General features: G+C 37.9%; 23 protein-coding genes and 1 tRNA gene. 21 read left to right on the forward strand and 3 right to left on the reverse strand.

Annotated elements, in window-relative coordinates:
• Positions 1-15 precede the first annotated feature (15 nt).
• The 9 genes from CHY_RS05720 (at position 16) to CHY_RS05760 (ending at position 9806) form a co-directional block, all read left to right on the forward strand.
• Complete coding sequence (locus tag CHY_RS05720; RefSeq protein WP_011344144.1) at positions 16-2697, forward strand: FAD-dependent oxidoreductase; 2682 nt, start codon at positions 16-18, stop codon at positions 2695-2697.
• Entirely contained in the window at positions 2694-3056 is a 363-nt protein-coding gene (locus CHY_RS05725; RefSeq protein ID WP_083757282.1) for a hydrogenase iron-sulfur subunit, read from the forward strand. The genes CHY_RS05720 and CHY_RS05725 overlap by 4 nt, the downstream gene beginning before the upstream one ends.
• Before the next feature lie 26 nt (positions 3057-3082).
• Entirely contained in the window at positions 3083-3751 is a 669-nt protein-coding gene (locus CHY_RS05730) for a methylenetetrahydrofolate reductase C-terminal domain-containing protein (protein WP_011344146.1), read from the forward strand.
• Positions 3748-4665, forward strand: coding sequence for a methylenetetrahydrofolate reductase (locus CHY_RS05735; protein ID WP_028052135.1), 918 nt, complete (start codon positions 3748-3750; stop codon positions 4663-4665). The genes CHY_RS05730 and CHY_RS05735 overlap by 4 nt, the downstream gene beginning before the upstream one ends.
• A gap of 71 nt (positions 4666-4736) precedes the next feature.
• Positions 4737-5585, forward strand: coding sequence for a histidinol-phosphatase (locus CHY_RS05740; protein ID WP_011344148.1), 849 nt, complete (start codon positions 4737-4739; stop codon positions 5583-5585).
• Complete coding sequence (locus CHY_RS05745) at positions 5585-6322, forward strand: DnaD domain protein (protein ID WP_011344149.1); 738 nt, start codon at positions 5585-5587, stop codon at positions 6320-6322. Before CHY_RS05740 ends, CHY_RS05745 begins: the two co-directional genes overlap by 1 nt.
• A 9-nt stretch (positions 6323-6331) precedes the next feature.
• Entirely contained in the window at positions 6332-7045 is a 714-nt protein-coding gene (locus CHY_RS05750) for an ATP-binding protein (protein WP_011344150.1), read from the forward strand.
• A 54-nt stretch (positions 7046-7099) separates the two neighbouring features.
• Positions 7100-8683 carry an ABC1 kinase family protein gene (locus CHY_RS05755; RefSeq protein WP_011344151.1) on the forward strand — a complete coding sequence of 528 codons (1584 nt, stop codon included), beginning with the start codon at positions 7100-7102 and terminating at the stop codon, positions 8681-8683.
• A gap of 16 nt (positions 8684-8699) precedes the next feature.
• Positions 8700-9806 (forward strand): DUF362 domain-containing protein, encoded by a 1107-nt coding sequence (locus CHY_RS05760; protein WP_011344152.1) that lies wholly within the window; start codon positions 8700-8702, stop codon positions 9804-9806.
• Here the strand turns inward: CHY_RS05760 and CHY_RS05765 are convergent.
• Complete coding sequence (locus CHY_RS05765; protein WP_011344153.1) at positions 9799-10608, reverse strand: hypothetical protein; 810 nt, start codon at positions 10606-10608, stop codon at positions 9799-9801. The genes CHY_RS05760 and CHY_RS05765 overlap by 8 nt on opposite strands.
• Positions 10609-10660: 52 nt before the next feature.
• Here CHY_RS05765 and speE point away from each other — a divergent pair, with 52 nt between their 5' ends.
• From speE to CHY_RS05800, 7 genes are all read left to right on the forward strand, one after another.
• Positions 10661-11482 (forward strand): polyamine aminopropyltransferase, encoded by an 822-nt coding sequence (gene speE / locus CHY_RS05770; protein ID WP_011344154.1) that lies wholly within the window; start codon positions 10661-10663, stop codon positions 11480-11482.
• A 74-nt stretch (positions 11483-11556) separates the two neighbouring features.
• Entirely contained in the window at positions 11557-11985 is a 429-nt protein-coding gene (locus CHY_RS05775) for a hypothetical protein (protein WP_011344155.1), read from the forward strand.
• 3 nt (positions 11986-11988) lie between these two features.
• A complete protein-coding gene (locus CHY_RS05780) occupies positions 11989-12534 on the forward strand; it encodes a DUF3786 domain-containing protein (protein WP_011344156.1) in 546 nt (181 codons plus the stop codon).
• A gap of 6 nt (positions 12535-12540) precedes the next feature.
• Complete coding sequence (locus tag CHY_RS05785) at positions 12541-13398, forward strand: DUF5685 family protein (RefSeq protein ID WP_011344157.1); 858 nt, start codon at positions 12541-12543, stop codon at positions 13396-13398.
• Positions 13352-13717, forward strand: coding sequence for a tetratricopeptide repeat protein (locus CHY_RS05790; protein ID WP_028052128.1), 366 nt, complete (start codon positions 13352-13354; stop codon positions 13715-13717). The genes CHY_RS05785 and CHY_RS05790 overlap by 47 nt, the downstream gene beginning before the upstream one ends.
• Complete coding sequence (locus CHY_RS05795; RefSeq protein ID WP_041537675.1) at positions 13708-14232, forward strand: hypothetical protein; 525 nt, start codon at positions 13708-13710, stop codon at positions 14230-14232. The genes CHY_RS05790 and CHY_RS05795 overlap by 10 nt, the downstream gene beginning before the upstream one ends.
• 34 nt (positions 14233-14266) lie before the next feature.
• Positions 14267-14343 (forward strand) — tRNA-Pro (locus tag CHY_RS05800).
• Positions 14344-14414: 71 nt separating this feature from the next.
• Here the strand turns inward: CHY_RS05800 and CHY_RS05805 are convergent.
• Positions 14415-14651, reverse strand: coding sequence for a tyrosine-type recombinase/integrase (locus CHY_RS05805; RefSeq protein WP_041537676.1), 237 nt, complete (start codon positions 14649-14651; stop codon positions 14415-14417).
• A 41-nt stretch (positions 14652-14692) separates the two neighbouring features.
• A complete protein-coding gene (locus CHY_RS05810; RefSeq protein ID WP_162485066.1) occupies positions 14693-14917 on the reverse strand; it encodes a hypothetical protein in 225 nt (74 codons plus the stop codon).
• A 527-nt stretch (positions 14918-15444) separates the two neighbouring features.
• On the opposite strand from CHY_RS05810, the gene CHY_RS05815 reads away from it, so the two are divergent.
• From CHY_RS05815 to CHY_RS05835, 5 genes are all read left to right on the forward strand, one after another.
• Complete coding sequence (locus tag CHY_RS05815; RefSeq protein WP_049752078.1) at positions 15445-16524, forward strand: acetamidase/formamidase family protein; 1080 nt, start codon at positions 15445-15447, stop codon at positions 16522-16524.
• Positions 16525-16581: 57 nt separating this feature from the next.
• Positions 16582-17262 carry a DUF6431 domain-containing protein gene (locus tag CHY_RS05820; protein ID WP_011344161.1) on the forward strand — a complete coding sequence of 227 codons (681 nt, stop codon included), beginning with the start codon at positions 16582-16584 and terminating at the stop codon, positions 17260-17262.
• A gap of 79 nt (positions 17263-17341) precedes the next feature.
• Positions 17342-18688 (forward strand): IS481-like element ISChy3 family transposase, encoded by a 1347-nt coding sequence (locus CHY_RS05825; protein WP_011344162.1) that lies wholly within the window; start codon positions 17342-17344, stop codon positions 18686-18688.
• Between the two features lie 2 nt (positions 18689-18690).
• Positions 18691-19494, forward strand: coding sequence for an ExeA family protein (locus CHY_RS05830; RefSeq protein WP_011344163.1), 804 nt, complete (start codon positions 18691-18693; stop codon positions 19492-19494).
• A 98-nt stretch (positions 19495-19592) separates the two neighbouring features.
• Positions 19593-19835, forward strand: a complete 243-nt coding sequence (locus CHY_RS05835; RefSeq protein WP_041537679.1) for a hypothetical protein — start codon at positions 19593-19595, stop codon at positions 19833-19835.
• The last annotated feature ends 525 nt before the right edge of the window (positions 19836-20360 follow it).

Consider the following 20360-nt stretch of genomic DNA (forward strand, 5'->3'; position numbering starts at 1 on the left):
GGTGGGGAGGTTTTTATGACAAAAAGCTATCTGGTAATCGGTGCCGGCGCAGTGGGATTACAAATAGCCCAGGATTTAGAAGAAAATGGGCATGAAGTTTGGCTGGTAGAAGAATCAGCAATGCCGGGAGGAAAGTTTAACAGCCAAAAACCTTTGGAACCGGGAATAAACCTTGCTTATTTTAGCGGAACCTACCATCCCGGAGATTATTTGTTTACCAGTAAAGCAGTAAGTCTGATGGCTTCCAAACGGGTAAAGGTCCTTTATGGTTCAAAGGTTTCGGTGATTAATGAAGAAAAGGGAAAATTTTATACCGAAATTATTGCTCCTAAGGAAAACTACACCAAAGTTTTTGATGGAGTGTATTTTACCCCTGGCTTTGTGCCCTTTAATCCTGAAGAAAGAGCCGAATACTTGTATGGGATAAATAATTTTGTCTTAACGGGCTTAGAATTAGAGAATTTACTAAAAACTGGAGAAATAAAAAAGAATCCACCGGAAAAAGTAGCGTTTATCCAGTGTGTAGGTTCCCGAAATAACGGAATTGGGCCTGGAAAGCCTTATTGCTCTGGCTTTTGTTGTTTATATAGTTTAAAAGAAATTGACCTTCTGAAAAAAGTTTTGCCTGATACCGTTGTCAAGGTCTTTTATTTGGACTTAAGGCTTTACAATAAGGGTGCTGAAAAGTTATATCAGAGAGCGGTCGCAAATAATGTAAGTTTTATTCGCAACATGATTTCGGCTATAAAAGAAGAACCAAAAAGCTATAAGCCGATTATTCGTTATTTAAACAATGGACGTTTTAAAGATGAACTTTTTGATTTGGTAGTTTTAGCCCAAGGAGCAGAAATAAGCCCAAATATTAAAACTCTTTTGGCCAGTCTCAACATTGCCGAAAATGAGCTCCTGGAATTTTACGGTACACCGGAAAATCCCCATCAAATTCGACCGGGAATATACTTTGCCGGTTCGTTCTTAAATCCAATGGATGGCGCAGACAGCATGGTCTCCGCAGGTTCTGCAACTCTTCCGGAAATAAATTTTAAAGAAAATGTCCAAAGCACCAGGGAAATTAAATATTTTACCAACACCGGTATTATTTTCTGTAATTGTCGAGGGTCATTGCCGGTTGATGAGCTAAAAGGTACAGCAGCAGATTTACCAAATATTACTATTTCCGACTGTTTGAATGAAGATGATCTGGGCAAAGTAAGAAGTTTCTTACTCGACAACCAAATTGGTAATGCAGTTTTTGCCGGTTGTAGCAAGATAAAAATTTTGCCCGGGTTGGAGAAGTTAGCTTATGAGGAATCAATCGGTACAAGGTTTGAAGTGGTAAACCTGAAAGAACAGGGATACTCTTTATACGGCAAGGAAAAGTTTAAAGCTATTGCGCCAAAATTGGTAGCAGGAGCTTTAGCTCGCCTAAAATTCAGCACTAACCCGGCGCTTAAGGTGAAAAATGATATTAACTTTGATGTAGTTGTAATAGGCGGTGGTCTTGCAGGGTTAAAAGTAGCGGAAGCACTAACCGAAAAAGGCGTTTTGGTAACAGTTGTTGAAAAACAAGATTCCTTTGGTGGTAAGCATAAAAATAAAGTCATTCCCTTAGAGGGAATTAATTTAAAGGAGTTTATTGAAAAAATCCTTTTAAAGTTAGAAAACCGCGGGGCTCTTTTACTAAAAAATGCAGAAATTGTGGAAGTCTCAGGTGGTCCAGGTAATTATCAATTAATTATTGAACGCTTTGGTAAGCGTTTGAACATCAACGCTGCTGCCGTCATTTTAGCAACCGGAACGCAAAAGAGTTACGGCCGCTATAAAAAAACTTCGCAAGTTATCTTCCAGGAAGACTTATTTTCCTCGGCGGACTTGCTTTCGCAATGTGACTCAATTGGTTTTTTGCAATGTGCCGGTAGTCGAAATGATTTAAACCCCATTTGCAGTCGCAATTGTTGCGTTTCAAGTTTAGATGCGGCAATCTTTATTAAAGAAAAGTTTCCGGAAAAGGATGTCTTTATCTTTCATCAGGATATAATGGCTTACGGTAAATATGAATACAAGTACTTAAAAGCAAGAGAGTTAGGAATTAAGTTTGTGGTTTATAATCGCGGTCAATATCCGGAAATTAAATCTACCGGCGGTAAAATTCAAGTTGTTACCAACGAGAACTATTTAGACGATGTTGTCCTTGATTTACTGGTTTTAGCCGAAGGGGCTGTTCCCAATAAGGAAAATGAAAAGCTGGCAGAATTGTTCAAAGTTGGGCTTGATGAATTTGGATTTTTACGGGAATCCCACCAAGATATTTCTGGAGGTTACTTCCCCAAATGGGGAGTCTTTGTGGCCGGTGAAGCTCAAGGACCCAAAACCGTAAGGGAGATCCTCTATTCTGCTCAAAACACCGCAAAAAATGTGCTGACTTATCTAAATCAATTACAAAATTCCCAGTTAAAAGTCAATTACAGTGAAGTTATTGAAGAAAAGTGCGCTGCCTGCCTAACCTGTGTTCGGGTTTGCCCATACTCGGTTCCAGTAGTGATTAATGGCAAAAACGTTGCATATATCGATCCAATTTCCTGTCAGGGCTGCGGTATATGTGCTTCCGAATGTCCCAACAAAGCAATTGTTCAGAACAATCGTCCCCATCACGGGGTATTGGCTGAAATAAGGGTATTAGCAGGGGAGGGTAAATGATGACGGCTAAAATTTTAATTTATCAGTGTTCTTACTGTTCCTATTTAACTTTCGATTTATTAAGTCAATACAAAATTTCTTTACCGGATAACATTGTTCTTACCGATCTCCCCTGTACCGGCACCATATCAGTAAATATGTTATTAGAAGCGGTGGAGAATGGTTTTGAAAAGGTATTTGTTTTAGGCGGAACCGGTAATGATTGCCGCTTTTTAAAAGGTAGTCAAAGGGCACAAAAACGAGTAGAAGAGGCGGTCAAGATTTTAAAGGAAATCGGTTATGACAGAGCAACAATTGCTTTTTACGGCTTAAAGCCGGGAGATGTTGATAGTCTGAAAAACATCTTAAGTACGATTTAATTACCTGAGGAAAGGGTGACCAAACCTTGATTGTTGCTGAAAGAAAACCGCTCGAAGAAATAATTAAGATGGTGGAAAAGCATGAAAGTATTTTAGTCTTGGGATGCGGCGGTTGCGTTACGGTATGTTTAGCCGGGGGTGAGAAAGAAGCAGAACAGCTCGCTACGACCCTGCGGCTTTACTTCCAAAAAGAAAACAAACCGTTTAAAACTATTACCACCACTATTACCCGGCAGTGCGATCCAGAATATGTTAAGTCCGTTGCGGAAGAAGTTGCCAAAGTCGATGCTGTTTTATCAACCGCTTGCGGTGTCGGAGTTCAATTTATGGCCGAGAACTATCCTGGTAAATGGGTTTATCCTGCTCTAAATACAAAGTTTGCTGGAGCAAATTTAGAGTTGGGAGTTTGGGGAGAAAGATGTGGCCTTTGCGGAGAATGTATTTTACACCTAACCGGTGGGGTATGTCCGGTAATCCGTTGTTCTAAGAGCTTGTTAAATGGCCCTTGTGGTGGCTCGCAGAACGGAAAATGCGAGGTTTCCAGTGAAATCGACTGTGCTTGGCAGTTGATTTATGACCGGTTAAAAAGTTTAAATAGCCTTGACCTAATCCTTAAGATTCAACCACCCAAAGATTGGTCTAAAGCCCGGGATGGTGGTCCCAGGAAAGTAATTAAGGAGGAGGTCCGGTTATGATAACGGAAAGCCGCCTGGAAAAATTATTTGCCGAAGGTCATTTTGTGGTTACGGCAGAAATTGGACCTCCCAAAAACAGTAACGGAGAAGTAGTACGCAAACATGCTCGTAACTTAAAGAATTACATTGATGGAGCAAACTTAACCGATAACCAAACTGCGGTGGTTAGATTATCCAGTATTGCCGCTGGTTTTCATGTATTATCCGAGGGAGTTGAACCAATCATTCAAATGACCTGCCGGGATAGAAATCGCATTGGGCTTCAATCGGACTTATTAGGAGCGTATAGTCTTGGAATACGCAATGTTTTGGCCCTGACCGGGGACCACCAATCGTTCGGTAACCATCCTACTGCTAAAAACGTCTACGATTTGGATTCGATCCAGTTAATTCAAACCATCAAAAAATTAAGAGATGAAAAACAATTTTTATCCGGTGAACCTATTAAAGAACATGAACCGCGCTTTTTCATTGGCGCCGTAGAAAATCCTTTTGGTGATCCCTTTGAGTTTCGAGTTTTACGCCTTGAGAAAAAAATAGAAGCGGGGGCACAGTTTATTCAAACCCAGTGTATCTTTGATATGGAAAGATTTGAAAGATTTATGGAAATGGTTAGAGAAAGAGGGCTCCACGAAAGGGCGTATATTTTAGCAGGTATTACGCCATTAAAATCAGCGAAAGCTGCTAAGTATATGAAAAACGTTGCCGGAATGATAATGCCTGACCATATAATAGAACGGATGGAGAAAGCCGAAGACCAAAAAGAAGAAGGGGTAAAAATTGCCGTTGAAATGATTGAACACTTAAAGAATGTTAAAGGCGTTGCTGGGGTTCATATCATGGCAATTGCCTGGGAAGATATTGTTCCGGTTATTGTGGAAAGAGCTGGACTGCTTCCACGGCCTGAAGTTTAAACTTCAGGCTTTTTTCTTTTAAACTTCCTGATTTTCTGATATATTATTATTGCGAGATTGGAGGGGTAGGATTGCAGGATTACCATATACACCCCGGTTACTCAATAGATGCAGCCGATTATCCGCTAAAAGATTACTGCGAAAGAGCTCTTGCCCTAAATCTTAAAGAAATTGCCTTTACAACGCATTTTGAGGCAGAGCCAGAAAGAAGGCACCTGGATTGGTTTGTAAGAGTAAACGGCGAGATACAACCTATGGAAGTTGATGAATGGTTGAAGTTCTATTTTGCCGAAATAGAAAAGTTAAAAGAAGAATATAAAGACCGCTTAGCTATAAAAATTGGGTTAGAGGTAGGATATTTTGAAGGAATTGAAGAAAAAATTAGCAAATTAAAAGAAAAGTACCCCTTTGACTTTTTAATAGGGTCTATTCATACCTTAGATCATCTTGCTATTTCTTCAAAAAAAGAAGCATATCAATTGTTTGTTCGGTATTCGGCTAAAGAAATCATTAATAAATATTTTGTGCGGCTTGAAAACCTTGTTAAATCCGGGTTATTTGAAGTTATTGGGCATTTGGATTTATTCTTGCGATACGGGCTTAATTTTTTTGAGCTTGAAAAATTGTTGGTTTTTGATGAAAAAATTAGGGATATTTTCTATTTGATCAAGCAAAAGGGTCAAATTATTGAATTCAACACCTCGGCGCTCAGGCGCGGTCATAATTTCATTCATCCTCATCAATTTTATTTTGAAAAATTGCTCTTGGCAGGTATCGATAAATTTGTAATTGGGTCCGATGCCCATACCCTTTCGGAGCTTGGTTATGAAAGCCAAAAAGCGTTAGAAATTCTTAAAAAATATAATTTAAAGCCGGTTTCGTTGGCAAGAGGTAAATGGGTAATTTGGGAGGACTTCTGATGAGCGGATTAACTTTGTTTTTAGCTGAGCTATTTAATCAAGGGTTGCTAAGTGTTCCCGTTTTTTTATTAAAAAATTACCGGCATCTAAATTTAACGGAAAAAGAATTGGTATTTTTACTTCAACTGATGAGTTTTAATAATGAAGGAAACTTATTACCTTCGGCTGAGTTTTTAGCCAAAAGCTTAGGAGAGGATTTAGGAGAAATTAAAAAGAATTATCGCGAGTTAATTAAAAAAGGCATTATTTCTGTGAGCAAGAAATTTGATGAAAAATCTGGAAAATATGTAGAAACAATTGATTACACTCCGCTTTTCGAAAAATTAACCGATCTATGGGCTGCCCAAAAAGTCTTAAATGAAGTAAACAATAGGCCTTTAGAAAAAGGTAGCGTAGATTCTGCGGCAAGAGTGGTAGAGGTTTTTAGCCGGGAATTTGGAAGAGGACTGTCTCCTATTGAAATTGAACTTATTGATAACTGGTTAAATCAAAAAAAATACTCAGAAGAATTAATCTATGAGGCCTTAAAAAGGGCAGTAATTTTAAATAAAAAAAGTTTTCGGTATATTGATGCTATTCTTTACCGCTGGGAAAGTAATAATATTAAAACTATTGAAGAAGTTAATAACTTTGAAGAGCAAATGAAGAAAAAGAAGACTGCTAAAGCCAGTAAAAATGAAAATAATGACATGGACGAGAAAAAGAAGGAGCTAATTAAAAAACTTTATTTAAGTTAGGTGATTTAAATGACAAAATGTTTAATTTGCCAGGATCGTGGGCTAATTTTAAATGAAAAGGGAGAATATGAAAAATGCCAATGCCTTAGCAAAAAAGATTTAAGCTTAAAACAGGAAAAAAGTTTTATTCCACCATTATACCGGAATATGACTTTTGCTGATTTTGATTTGAGCTATTATTCAAAATATCACATCGACCGCGAGAGAAACATTTCCTATTACGAAAGTGCCCAAAGGGCTTTAAAGGCTGCTATAAATTTTGTTAAACTTCTTACCACCAATCAACCGGTAAAAGGATTGTATTTTTCCGGACCGGTGGGGAGTGGGAAAACGCTTTTAGCAGCGATAATTGCCAATGAAGCGCTTAAAGCAGGGAAAGATGTTTTATTTGTAGTTGTACCTGAATACTTAGAAAAAATTAAGCAAAGCTTTGGTGATGAAAACGATGGTTACTTAATTGAAAAAGCGTTATCCACCGAACTATTAATTTTAGATGATTTGGGTGCTCATAATTATACCGAATGGACAAAAAATACTTTGTATTTAATAATAAATCACCGGTTGTACTATCAATTACCGGTAGTAATAACCACAAATATAAGTCTTGAAGATTTAGAAAATTATTTAGGAGAGAGAACTACTTCGCGCATTTTTGAGCTTTGCCATCACTACTGGCTACCGGTGGATTTAGATATTCGCCTGAGGAAAACCCGAGGAATGTAGAAAAATAATTAGGGAAAACTATTACTGTTTAAAAAAAACAACGGGCTGATTGACATGCAAGAATCCCAAAGGCTTGGAGAAATTCTTCGGGTTTTAAGTAAATATGGGCTAACGGTCCTGAAAAACAAGTTACAAAAACAAGTTGTATTAACGGATTCCCAGATCCTACAACTCTTCACCGATTTAGGCCCTACGTTTATAAAATTTGGGCAGTTTTTAAGTACGCGCCCTGACCTGGTAGACGAAAGGTTTATAACAGTACTTCGTAATTTACAGGATAACGTACCAGCGGTTTCCTTTACGGTGTGCAAAAAATTTATTGAAGAAACTTTTGCGGTAAACTACTTTACTAACTTTAAGGAAATTGACCCCCGACCTATAGCCAGTGCATCAATTGCTCAGGTTTATTTCGGAATTTTAAAAAGTGGGGAAAAAGTTGTTCTTAAAATTAAAAGACCAGATATAGAAGAAACTATAAAAACCGATTTGGAAGTTATCAAAAAGTATTTACTACCACAATTAAGAGCTTTAGGATTTATTTCCCATTTCGATTTGAACAAGATTTTCAATCTATTTGAAATCAAACTTAAAGAAGAATTAGATTTTTTAAACGAACTGCAAAACTTAAAAATTTTTCACAGGGCTCTTAAAAATTATGAAGACCTGATAATTCCGAAAGCATTTAAGGAATTATCGGGACGGAATGTTTTAGTAATGGAGTACGTGGACGGCAATCTTTTAAAAAATTTTTTAGAGCAAAAGGTATATTACCCAACCTTAGGAGAGAAGCTAATCCATAACTTTTGCCGTCTTTTATTTTGGGAAAGGATATTTCATGCAGACCCTCATCCGGGTAATATTATTTTTACCAAAAATAAAAAGCTTTGCTTTTTGGACTTGGGTGCCGTTGGCTTTGTAGACCAGAGAACCGTTGAAATCCTGGCCGAACTATTTATTTATTTATGTGAAAAAAATTTAAATGGAGTAATTAATTTAATTTTTCGCCTGGGACAATACCGGGGAGAAATTGATGAGTTTACTTTTTACCAGGAAATGTACAAGTTACTTGAACTCGTTTCGGAAGTGGGTAAGGGTGAGGTCTTGGCGGGAAAGCTAATTCTTGATATTATTAAAATTAGTATCAAGTATGGTATTAATTTGCCGGTAAATCTTGTTTATATCGGTAAAGCTGCGTTAACTCTGGAAAGTACTGCTATTTCCCTGGGAACACGTTTTAATTTTTTTGAAATCGCTAAAAAATATGGCGAAGAAACTTTAATAAAAACTACCTTAAACACATTGGCACCGTCCGATATAGCTTTAAATTTATACAGGTACTTGGAAATTAAGGGAAAATTACCGTTGCTTTTCTTTTCAATCTTAAAAAAGTTTGATGAGGGAACCTTCCAGGTAATTTTTCGGCATGCCGGATTAGAAATCTTCATCAAAGCTTTGGACAGGACTTCAATGAGAATTACTTTTGGGTTAATAATTTCTTCATTACTTATTGCTTCAGGTTTAATTGTAGCTGCCGATGGCCGGCTTTTGCAAACTTTAGGGACTGCCACCTACATATTATCAATACTTGCCGCCGGTTATTTAATTTATTTAATTTTTAAGTCAGGAAAATGGCATTAAACGAAGGGGGAGATTTATGAGTTCCGAAGTTTATTTTGTGAATGTGCGTGCCCAGAAAGGAGCAAGTTTACTGGAAAAACTGGAACGCTTGATTGACCGGAGCGGGTTAATGGATATTGTAGCACCAAATGATTTGGTGGCAATTAAGCTTCATTTTGGCGAAAGGGGAAATACCGCTTATATTAGACCTCAATTTATCAGGAGAATAGTTAACAAAGTTAAAGCCAAAAAAGGAAAACCCTTTCTGACCGATGCCAATACCTTGTATGTCGGGAGCAGGGCCAATGCCGTCGATCACCTGGAAACTGCTATTGAAAATGGTTTTGACTATGCTGTAGTGGGTGCTCCCTTAATAATTGCCGATGGTCTTACCGGAAAGGATTACATAAAAGTGCCAGTTAATTTAAAACATTTTAAAGAAGTAAACATTGGAAGTGCTGCCGTCTTAGCCGATGCCCTAATTGCTGTAACCCATTTTAAGGGCCACGAAGCTACCGGTTTTGGCGGAACCCTGAAAAATATAGGAATGGGTTTGGGAAGCCGTTCGGGAAAACAGCAAATGCACTCCGATCTGCTGCCGGAAGTTAATGCGGAAATCTGTACCGGCTGCCGAAAATGTGCCCGCTGGTGTCCGGCTCAAGCCATTTCGTATGAAAACGGCAAAGCCGTCATAAACTATGAGCTCTGCATAGGTTGCGGTGAATGTACCGTAACCTGCAATTACCATGCCATAAAAATTAACTGGAAAGATGAAAATGATGTTATTCAGGAAAAAATTGTTGAATACACCTATGGCGTTTTAAAAGACAAAAAAGGAAAAGCTGCTTTTATTACTTTTTTAACTGACATTTCCCCGGATTGTGATTGCTGCAGTTGGAATGATGTTCCCCTGGTGCCAGATATAGGTATTTTAGCTTCCTTTGATCCCATAGCTATTGACCAAGCAGCCGTGGATTTAGTGAATAATGCTGGATCTATTGAGAACTCCGTTATAGGTAAATTAGCTCCGGGGGTTGATAAGATTAAAGCTAACAAGCCTTCAATTAACTGGGAGAAACAGTTGATTTATGGGGAAGCAATAGGTTTAGGCTCCCGAAAATACAAGTTAATTGAAGTTAAATAATAATCTTTTTGACAATTACATCTAACTTAACAATTTCAATACCGGTTTGTCCTTCAAATTCCTTGATAACGTGTGGTATAAATTTTTTAATTTGCTGGGGGATATCTGAACTTTTTTCCACAGCTACTTCCACCGTTGCGGCTAACAGTCCGTATGAATAAGTTAGATCAATGTTTAAAACCTTTTTTACAGGTTTATTTTGGGATAAGATAAAAGCTAAAATTTTTTCTAACGCATCTTCCGCAATCGACAATTTACCCAATTCGTTGTAAAACGGCTTAACTATTGTTTTATCGAAAACAGTCTTTACTTTTTTTCCTCTTTTAAAATAAATTTTTACCGGTTCAAAAAATATCGCTGGAAAAGATTTTTTTACTTCAAAGGCGGGTACCGGTATAACGTGTTTTCCAAGGCGCGAACGGTGAAAACGGGCAATTTTTATTTCATCGGGTGATGCGACGTCATTTATGTAAATAAACCTTTCGGGTTTTTCGAGGGATAAATTTTCACATATTTTTTCGACCATATCCTTGGATGTTCCTAAAACTAAAATATTTTCCGATTGGTAGTTTTCCAGGATTTTTTTTGCCATTTCCCGGTGAAAAGTATCCTGAAATAAAGCGGTGCGAATAGCAGCAATTTTTGATATTTGCTTTTTTGCCGAAATTCCTCCTAAAATTTTTTGACCTTTAATTATCAAGCCATCGTCGATAATAATTTGACAATTATTTTCAAAAGCAATTAAAGCAGCTCTATGACTTTTTCCTGTACCGCTGGGTCCTACAAAGCCTATTGTAGCCATTTTAGATACTCCTTCCTAATTAAAAAATATTTAATTTGGAGGTGTTTTGCAAATGTGGTATATTGAAAAACACAATGAAAATTATCAAGTTGGTTGGAGGGTTTCTGATATATTATATCAGAAAAAAACCCCGTATCAAAACCTGGCAATTGTTGAATTTGCTGAATTCGGTAGATCCTTAATTTTAGATGATGCGGTCCAGACCACAGAAAAAGATGAATACGTTTACCATGAAATGTTGGTTCATCCTGCAGCTTTTACCCATAAGTCTCCCCGTCGGGCCCTGATTATAGGAGGTGGTGACGGAGGAACTTTAAGAGAAGTATTAAAACATAAAACTATTGAAAAAGTTGATTTAGTTGAAATAGATGAAGAGGTTATCAAAGCTTCAAAGCAATTCTTACCATCTTTAAGTGAAAGTTTTAATGATCCCCGGGTTGAAGTTATTATTGATGATGGTATCCGTTACGTTAAAAAAGTAAAAAATTATTACGACCTGATCTTTGTGGATGCCTCAGACCCTGTGGGACCTGCAGTGGTTTTATACAGTGAAGAATTTTACCGTTCCCTTTTTGATGCTTTAACTGCTGACGGAATAGCTGCGGTTCAATCGGAATCGCCCAATTTCTACCCCGATATTTTCGTTAAAATCGTAACTACTTTGCGAGATATTTTTCCCAAGGTAAATGTCGCTTTAGCTCCCGTTCCGTCATATATTAGCGGTTTCTTTGCTTTTACCGTTGCTTCAAAAGTTTATAATCCTAAAGAAACAACTCCCAACATTACGTTTCCTACTAAGTACTACAATGAAGAAATCCATAATGCTTGCTTTGCATTACCAAACTTTATCTTAGATATGCTAAAAATCCGCTAATTTTTAGCGGATTTTTTTATAAAAAAAGGAGTTTTAATTTTTAAACCGAATAAATTAAATAATGAGGGAAGGAAATGGAAAGCAAAGTACTGGAAATGCTCAAACAGGATAAAATTGTTTTTAAAGCTTCTGAAAAAATTTTATTAAAGCCACTTAATTCCTTAACCCGGGAAGAACGGAGAAAATATTTTCAAGAAATTGAGCCGGAGCTTAAAGCATTGCGGACGGATCTCCAAAATTTATTTAAAGCCAATCCGGCAATGCGGGAGAAATATTTAAATGCAGTAGTGTCAGAAGTTCTTGACAATAAAGGGGTTATAAACACTTTAAATTCCACTGTAATTAAAGCTTTAGGCTCTTTCGACTTTTACCGTTTATTAATTGCAAAAGCTCGGGAAAAAAACATAAAACTTTCGCTGCAAACTAACAATTATACCTTTCTGGTCTGGCTTTTATTATTTTTTGTCTTGTTTTTCTACATTCTTATCACCAGGAGGAGTTAAAACTTGAGCCCCTTTAAAAACGCTCTCAAAGAATTTATCTTTTATGCGGGAAGGCATCGTATCGCCGAACGTACCGGGGGAAAGCTTTGCGGGGATAAGATTTATCTTAAATACTTAGGGCAAAATATTTATTTTGATTTAACCCGCTTTACTTTTAGTTCTTTAAAACTTGATGAGTTTGATAAAACTTTAATAATTCGGTATTTTTATCAGGCAAGTGGTTTTCCTCCAAAAAATAGGTGGCTTTCCTTTTTAGATTTGCCGGAAGGAATGCACCATTACCAGCCATTTATTTATGAAGCCTTAAAGCCTCTGGCTGAAAAGGCGTTTTTACCCGAAAGATTAAGTTCTTTAAATGCCGTAAAATTAGCCTTTGGTTCGGAGTCTTACCAAATTTACCCTTTACCCAGGCTTCCTCTTGCTGTAATTAAGTGGGATAACCAAAAAAGTCAAGTTTTGTTTGACCAGGTTTGCTTATCTTACTTGAAAACAGTAGATTTATATGTTCTGGGCATAAAAACGGTAAACTACTTGACAGGCGGGATATAAAAATATATGTTTGGTTTCTTTAAACTTCCCAAAAACCTTGCAGAAACTGAATTCGGGTTAAAATTCAAGGCTACTTATTGTACCCTCTGTAAAGAATTAGGCTCAAAATTCGAAGGCTTTAAACTATTCAACAATTACGATTTCACCTTCTGGGCACTTTTTATAGATTCTTTTTTTGATGAAAATCCTAACGTGGTTAGTTTTTTTTGCCCGTATACTGTAAAAAAGAAATTTCGTTATAATAAACCTACTTTTGGCATCGTAAAAGCAGCATATTACACAAAACTTTTTATGCGCTTAAAGTTAATCGACTTTTTGCAGGACCTACCAATAAAGCATATTGTTGCCCGGAATTTATTTGACTCTCTTTTACACGAACAACATCTTAGAGAAAAAAATAAATTACAGACCCTAGAATACTATGGAGAAATTTCGGGAGTTCTTTTGGGTATAATTACGGCAGATACATTGGTCGAACGTCATGTTTCTTTCGATAAAATTTTTGCTGCTTATAATCTTTCTTATTTTATTGGACGCTATATTTATTTAGTTGATGCCCTTAGTGATTTTAAAAAGGATATAATTTTACGCAGATTTAATGCAATATTAGCAGCTTATCCGGATTTGAAAAATAAAAGGTACGGAAAAACTTTTTACGAAATTAATTTCGTCTTGTACCGCCATTTGGAAATAATAAAAAAGTACCTACTTGATTTAAATAACAGGTTTGCTCCGGAAATGATAGTTGTCTTACAAAATAGTTACATCAAAGCTATTGAGCTATTTTTAAAAAACTTATCCCTAAGGGAGGATGAATATGGAAACTTACCTGAATCTTGGCGCCTACTTACCAAAAAATCTTGAACTTTACTGGGAAAAGATAAAGGAAAAACCCCTAACTGAACAAATAAAATACGTAACAGCGGATTTAAAAAACGGCCTTAGCGGTGAGTACTGGTATTTATTGGGAATTTTATACGATCTTGCTGGTGAGTTTTCAAAAGCTTTTCGGGCCTTTGAAAAAGCAGAACCATTTCTTCAAGATAAAATTTTTAATTATTATCCCCATCATCCCCGTGGCTACCGCAGAGAAGGTCTTTCTTTATGTGATGTGGCGTGTGGTGCCTGCTTGTTAGACACCTGCTGCGAATGCATGGGAGGAGATTTCATTTCGTGCTGTTAAAGAAAGATCTTATGGCAACTTTTCTTGGAAGTTTGGCTTTTTTAGCAACATTTGTTGCAGAATATTTTCACATCGCTCCAAGGGTAATAGGCATTGGTGTTGGTTTTTTGGTGTTATTTTGCAGCAATTTTTTAGGAAAGCGCCAGGCATTTCTTTACGTGCTGATATTAACTATTTTAGCGGTATTATTTCTTAATCCTATAGTTGCTTTAAAATATTTCTTGCTTTACCTACTTATGCCACTCTTGCTGGCAATAGGTGATGGTAAACTTTCTTTAAAAATCCTAACCCTTATTATTGGTAGCGGAGGAATATTTTTATACTTATTAGCTTATTTAAAATACTTTAAATTTATTTACATCCTAAGTTATAAAATAAATAGTATTGGATACTTAATAGTGATTGCAATTTTTGGCGCAGCTGTGTATTATTTAATTTTAACTTACGGATGGACTTACATAAGAAAAAATATTCCGGCTAATTTCTTAAATTATTTATCAAATATTCTTGACTAACAAAAAAAAATGATGCATAATATAATAGCGACAACGGGTTGTAGCGCAGTTTGGTAGCGCGCCACATTCGGGATGTGGAGGCCGTGGGTTCAAGTCCCGCCAACCCGACCATTGAAAATAAAGCCCCGCAAGGAGTTGCGGGGCTTTACTATTTTTACCAGATGCGTTTATTTGTATGATTGCTAAAAGACATCCGAGTGTCCCAATCTTTCGGAAATTATTTTTGCGGGAACGCCGGCCGCTAAAAGAAAAGTGGCGTAAAAATGCCGGAGATCATGAAAACGTGCCTGAATCCCAAGTTTTATTACAGTTTTAATAAATACTCTGGTAACATAGTCAGGTCGCAAAGACAGTCCATCTTCATAGATGCAAATATAACCAGTATCATTATAAGCAGGACCAAGATTTTTTATGTTCATTAATTTTTTCCTTTGCTTTTAGTAATTCCTTTTTAACTATTTCAGGCATGAAAAACAGCTCTTCCATGACCTGATTTAGGCTCTTTTTCATACGGTTTTCCTTTAACAGAAACAATATTACGACGAACAAAGACTACTCCATTATCCATATCTATATCTTCCCATTTTAAGCCAAGGGCTTCCCCTTGACGTAAACCTAAAAAAGCCGAGAGAAAAATTGGCATATACGCAGGTTCGCCATCAATTGCTTTTAAAATAGATTCCACATCTCTTGGAATTAAAACAAACATTTACTTTTGGTTTTGGCTTTCCTGGTGGTTCAATTTCATCGCGGGGGATTTTGGCAACAAGATTCCATTTGAATGCCATGTTTTAAATTTTAAATTTTGAAACTAGGAAAACTCCATTTATCTTTAATTTTATTTTGTTAAATTTATATCTTATCAGCTAGAAGGATTTAATTTGTTTGCATCGAATTAGTAATTTAAAGCAGATAAATGTCGTCGATGTTTTAGGGTTTTGGCATTCTTGGATTTCGACGACGATTTTAAGGTTTTCACACTCGCTTAAAAATGAAAAATTTCTATTTAAGAAAAAATAAAAATAAAACTTCATATAACATAAATTTAGCAAGATATTTTGCTTCTACCTTCAGAAAGTTTGAATTATTAAGAAGAGAAAAGTGTTAAATATTGCAGAATATTCTTGATTCTAATCGTATATTTATTTTTAATTTTTTAAACTATATGTGGGGTAACCTAAAAAATTTCAGAGAAATAAGGAGGAATGAAAAATGGCAAGTCGTATTGTGCATACCACTAAAATGACTTGGGTATTGGACCCCCGGGAGCCAATGCTAGGCCCTGTAGTAGATGGGGGAACAATTGTTGCCCGAGTTTCACCCGGGTGCTGGGGTCCTATGATTACTCCTGATTATCCTAGTGGTCACGAAGTTACTCATCCTGTTGCAGTTGAAGGTGCTGAAGTAGGAGATGCGGTTTTAATTAAAATAAAGAAAATAAACGTCTTGTCGCTAGCAACGACATCCGGTACTGACAGTTTTAATGATGGCAATTATGTTGGTGATCCTTTTGTTGCCAAAAGATGTCCGGGATGTGGAGCAATTAATCCCAAAACATATGTAGATGGGATTGGCGAAGACGCCATAAAATGTGTAAACTGCCACACTCCTGTTAAGCCTTTTCATTTAGATAACGGTTACACAATGCTTTTTAATGAAGAAAGGACCATAGGTATTACTGTTCCTCCAGAGTTGGCTAAGGAAATAGCAAAACAAGCAAGTCATTTTAGCGCAATTCCCCCTGAATCACATCAGTATTCCTCAAACCTTATTGCCAAAGGTGACCTAGCTGGAGTGTTGACTCGTGTTCGTCCGATGGTTGGGAATATTGGCTCATGTCCAGCTGTTCCTATGCCATCTTCACACAATGCTGGAGATTTTGGTAGTTTCCTTTTAGGTGCTCCTCATGATTATGCGCTTACTGAGGAACAACTTCTTTTAAGAACAGACGGCCATATGGATATAAACGAAGTTTGTGAAGGAACAATGATAATTGTACCGGTAAAAGTTCCGGGAGCTGGGATATATGTCGGCGATGTCCATGCCATGATGGGGGATGGTGAGGTAGCTGGTCATACTACCGATGTTGCAGCTGAAGTAATTATTGAAGTCAAAGTAATAAAAGGTTTAAAAATTGATGGTCCTATCATTTTACCAAGACCTGAAGACTTACCATATTTAGCCCGTCCATATACTGAAGAAGAGAAGAATAAAGCACGTCATTTAGCAGAGATTTACGGATTTAATGTGGAAACAGAAATGTACCCACTTCAGGTGTTTCTACTCACATAAAATAACCGTCCAATGCTCAGATTTCGTGGCCAAATAGAAAAGGAATTTGTTTAGATAATGGCGAATAATTGGAGAAAAAATCTAAAGAAGGAGAAAAAGGAAAAGTCTTCGAGTAAGGTTTACGGAGCTGACACTCCCCTTACCGAAGACTTTCCTCCATACCGTACTTTGATTGTAACTTATCTTGGAGCTTCAGTAAAGGAGTATTTAGAAAATTACTTAAATTTTTTGGAAGAAAACCAATGGTATTGCCCGGTTTGTAGTGCAAAGATGTCTTTTCACGGATGGTATCGACGAAAAATAATAACCTTAGATGGAACTACTACTAGAATTCCAATAGCCCGCTATCGCTGTTCTAACTGCCGGAAAACCCATGCCATTTTACCGGATTTTGTTGCGCCTTACCGCCATTATTCCCAGGTTTTGATTGCAGCTGTAGTTGAAGAAGTAGTTTCCAAGCAGGTACCGCCAGAACGGGTCGAGGGCAATCAGGATATTCCCACTACTCGGCGATGGATACGCCGATTTCTAAAGCGATGTCATGAGGTTATAGGCGTTTTAGAAAGTATAGCTTTTAGATACACCGGGCAAATAAAATCGCTTCTAACGGAAGCACGGTCGTCGCCCTGGGAGCAAATGCTTGCGGCTTTAGAACTACTGCCGGCGGTAAAAGCTACTTCGGTGTTTGGTGCGGTAAATCTCTGGCTGACCATGGACGTGGTCGGCCTCTGGCTTTAACTAATTTCACATAGTTTGGTCTCCTGGCCATTCTTGGGATTGTGGTATGGTGAATTTAACACCATATTTAAACAAGGAGATGGTCAGGTTGCCAAAGGAATTATCTTATCAGCAAGAAATTGCTCTTAAACGTTTTGCTCTGATAGCACCTTTGCTGGAGCCGGATTTAGAAGCGGCGGAAAAGCGCCAACGCCGGAAAGAAATCTTAGCCAGGAGTGAAATTTCCTCCCGTACCCTGCGCCGCTACTTACAACTTTACCGCCAGCAGGGTTTATCCGGTCTTATGCCAAAAATCCGGTCTGATAATGGAAGCAGTCGTACTATAAGCCATGAAATAATCGAAGAGGCGGTAAAACTTAAGGAAGAACTTCCGGAACGGAGTGTAAGCCAAATCATAGCGATTTTAGAAGGAGAAAAGAAAGTTCCTGCAGGAATGTTAGCCCGGTCTACCCTTGGAAGGCATCTTTCTCGTTTAGGCCTAACCCAAAAGGAAGCTAACCAAAAGATATCAGGGCACAGGCGTTTTGCAAAAGAACAGCGTAATCGCCTCTGGCAAGCAGATATCAAATATGGGCCGTATCTACCGCATCCAAAGAATCCCAAACGCAAAGTGCGAACTTATTTAGTGGCATTTATCGATGATGCTACTCGTCTTCTTTGTCATGGAGAGTTTTATCTTGACCAGAAGAGGCCAGTTTTAGAAGATTGTTTTCGTAAAGCCATCTTGAAACGAGGAATCCCGGATGCGGTATATGTAGATAATGGCAAGATTTTTGTTTCCCGCTGGTTTCGTTTGGGATGTGCCAGGCTGGGGATAAGGCCAATTAATACTAAGCCATATTCACCTGAATCTAAGGGGAAAATTGAAAGGTTTAACCGCACCGTTGAGTCTTTTATAGCCGAAATAGAACTGCAACAACCTGAGACCCTGGCAGAACTTAACCAGGCTTTTGCTGTTTGGGTTGAAGAAGGTTATAACCACCACCCGCACAGCTCTTTAGAAAACGAAACTCCGGCTAACCGTTTCCAGAAGGATACCCGGCGTTTACGGTTTGCCAGCCTGGAAGAATGTCGGGAAGCTTTCCTCTGGGAAGCAAGTCGTCGGGTAGATAAAACAGGATGTATCAAACTTGAAGGACGGTTTTATGAAATTGGTTTGGAATGGATACGAAAAACCGTTGATCTCCGTTACGACCCTTTTGACTTAGAAAGTATCGAGTTCTGGTATAACGGCCAAAAGCAGGGACTGGCCAAGCCTTTGGTTATCCAGGAATACAACAACCTTGCTGCAAAAAATAAAAAAGAGCAAGAAAATAAAACACCAAAAACTTCCCGCCTCTTAACAGTACTTGAAGAAAGAAGTATTGAACGCCGCCGGCGAAAATTAGGGGCCATACCCTTCCGCCAGCTGGAAGGGGGTAAGTAAAAATGTTTGAACACTTTTTTGGTTTTCACCGCACCCCCTTCGGGAGGGATCTGCCGGTAAACTCTTTGTTTACCACTCCTGCCCATGAAGAGCTGGTATCCAGGCTTAAATATGCAGCGGAAAAACGCCTCTTTGCCCTAATTACCGGCGAAGTAGGAGCAGGTAAGTCCACAGCATTACGGCAACTATTATCGCTATTAAACCCCAATAAGTACCGGGTTATTTATATTAGCGATTCTGGTCTAACTCCCAGGCATTTTTACTGGGAAGCCCTGCGGCAGCTTGACTGTGAGCCACGCTTTAACCGGGGACAGGCTAAACGTCAGCTGCATCAGGTTATCCTTGACTTAGCAGAAAATCAACAGAAAATACCGGTAGTTATTGTGGATGAAGCTCATCTCCTTGACCGGGAAATGCTTGAAGAAATACGCTTTCTTTTGAATTTTCGCATGGATTCGTATAATCCAATGAGTCTAATTCTGGTAGGTCAGCCAGAACTGCGCCGTATCTTACAACTTCAGGTTTATGAAGCTATTGCTCAGAGGATTAACCTTCGCTACCACCTTCCGCCCATGGAACGGGAGGAAGCAAAAGGCTATGTGGCCCACCATCTCAGGACAGCCGGGGCAAGTTCAGCAATTTTTACCGATGATGCCTTGGATATGGTCTATGAGTATGCTGGGGGTATTGCCCGGAAAATCAATAACCTGTGCATTGCTTGTCTAATGGCAGCTGCAGCCGAACAGAAACGGCTTATTGATGACCGTATGGTCAAGGTAGTAATTGAAAATGAATTTTCTGTATAAAATTATGTCAATGGCCAGGCAGTATAAAAAACTGCCTGGCCAAATAAAGTGAGCAATATTTGCGGCCACTTAATTTGAGCTAAATGTGGTCAATTAGTGTGAGCGGTAACATTCAGGTTGTAGGCTCGGGTGTAGATTTAAATAAAGCAACAATAAACGGACTTGAAAGAATGGCTAACTTAACAGGCCTTTCAATCTCTGAAGTAAAAAACAGAGCAACTATTACCGGTGACATTCAAATAGGCAGGTTACCAGGAGTAGTACAGGTCACCATGTTAACTCCAAGCAGCATTTTGAAGAAATTGAATTTACTGGAGATATATGAGGAGCAATATAAGTAAAGGAAACACACTAAATTTGTAAAGTAAATCAGGCGGGGTAACCCGCCTGATATGTGTCTTTCTTGGCTTGTATTATCGATAAGAATATGGCCATGTATAACTATACTTAAAATACAGGGGCAAGAAATACTTTTTAGTGTTTTTTATAGTTCTTTACTTTTTAAATAATTTAAAAGGAAGTTAGATATTAAATTTCTATTTCGAGTCCACCGCACTCTGACTTTAATTAAATCTGCTAGCTGCCCAGCTTAGTAACAATAATCTGTTGGAAGATAAATAAGTTTTTTTGCTTCATCCTGGGTTAAATCTGTTTCTTTTTTATTTAGTTAAATCTAACTCACACCTTTTTATTGTTCGGAATTTATTTTTTGCCTGGACATGGTCAGCCCTGGATAATGTATGTATTACCGGAGTTGACGCGAAATAGCTTGATGTTATATGGAGGGTAGTATTTGGTGAAATAAGTAAAGTAGGATAGTTTTTAAAAATAATTTTGGGAAAAGAGGAGGAAAATTTTTAAGTTAC

Origin of the sequence: Carboxydothermus hydrogenoformans Z-2901, from assembly GCF_000012865.1 — a bacterium.
Lineage (GTDB): Bacteria > Bacillota > Z-2901 > Carboxydothermales > Carboxydothermaceae > Carboxydothermus > Carboxydothermus hydrogenoformans.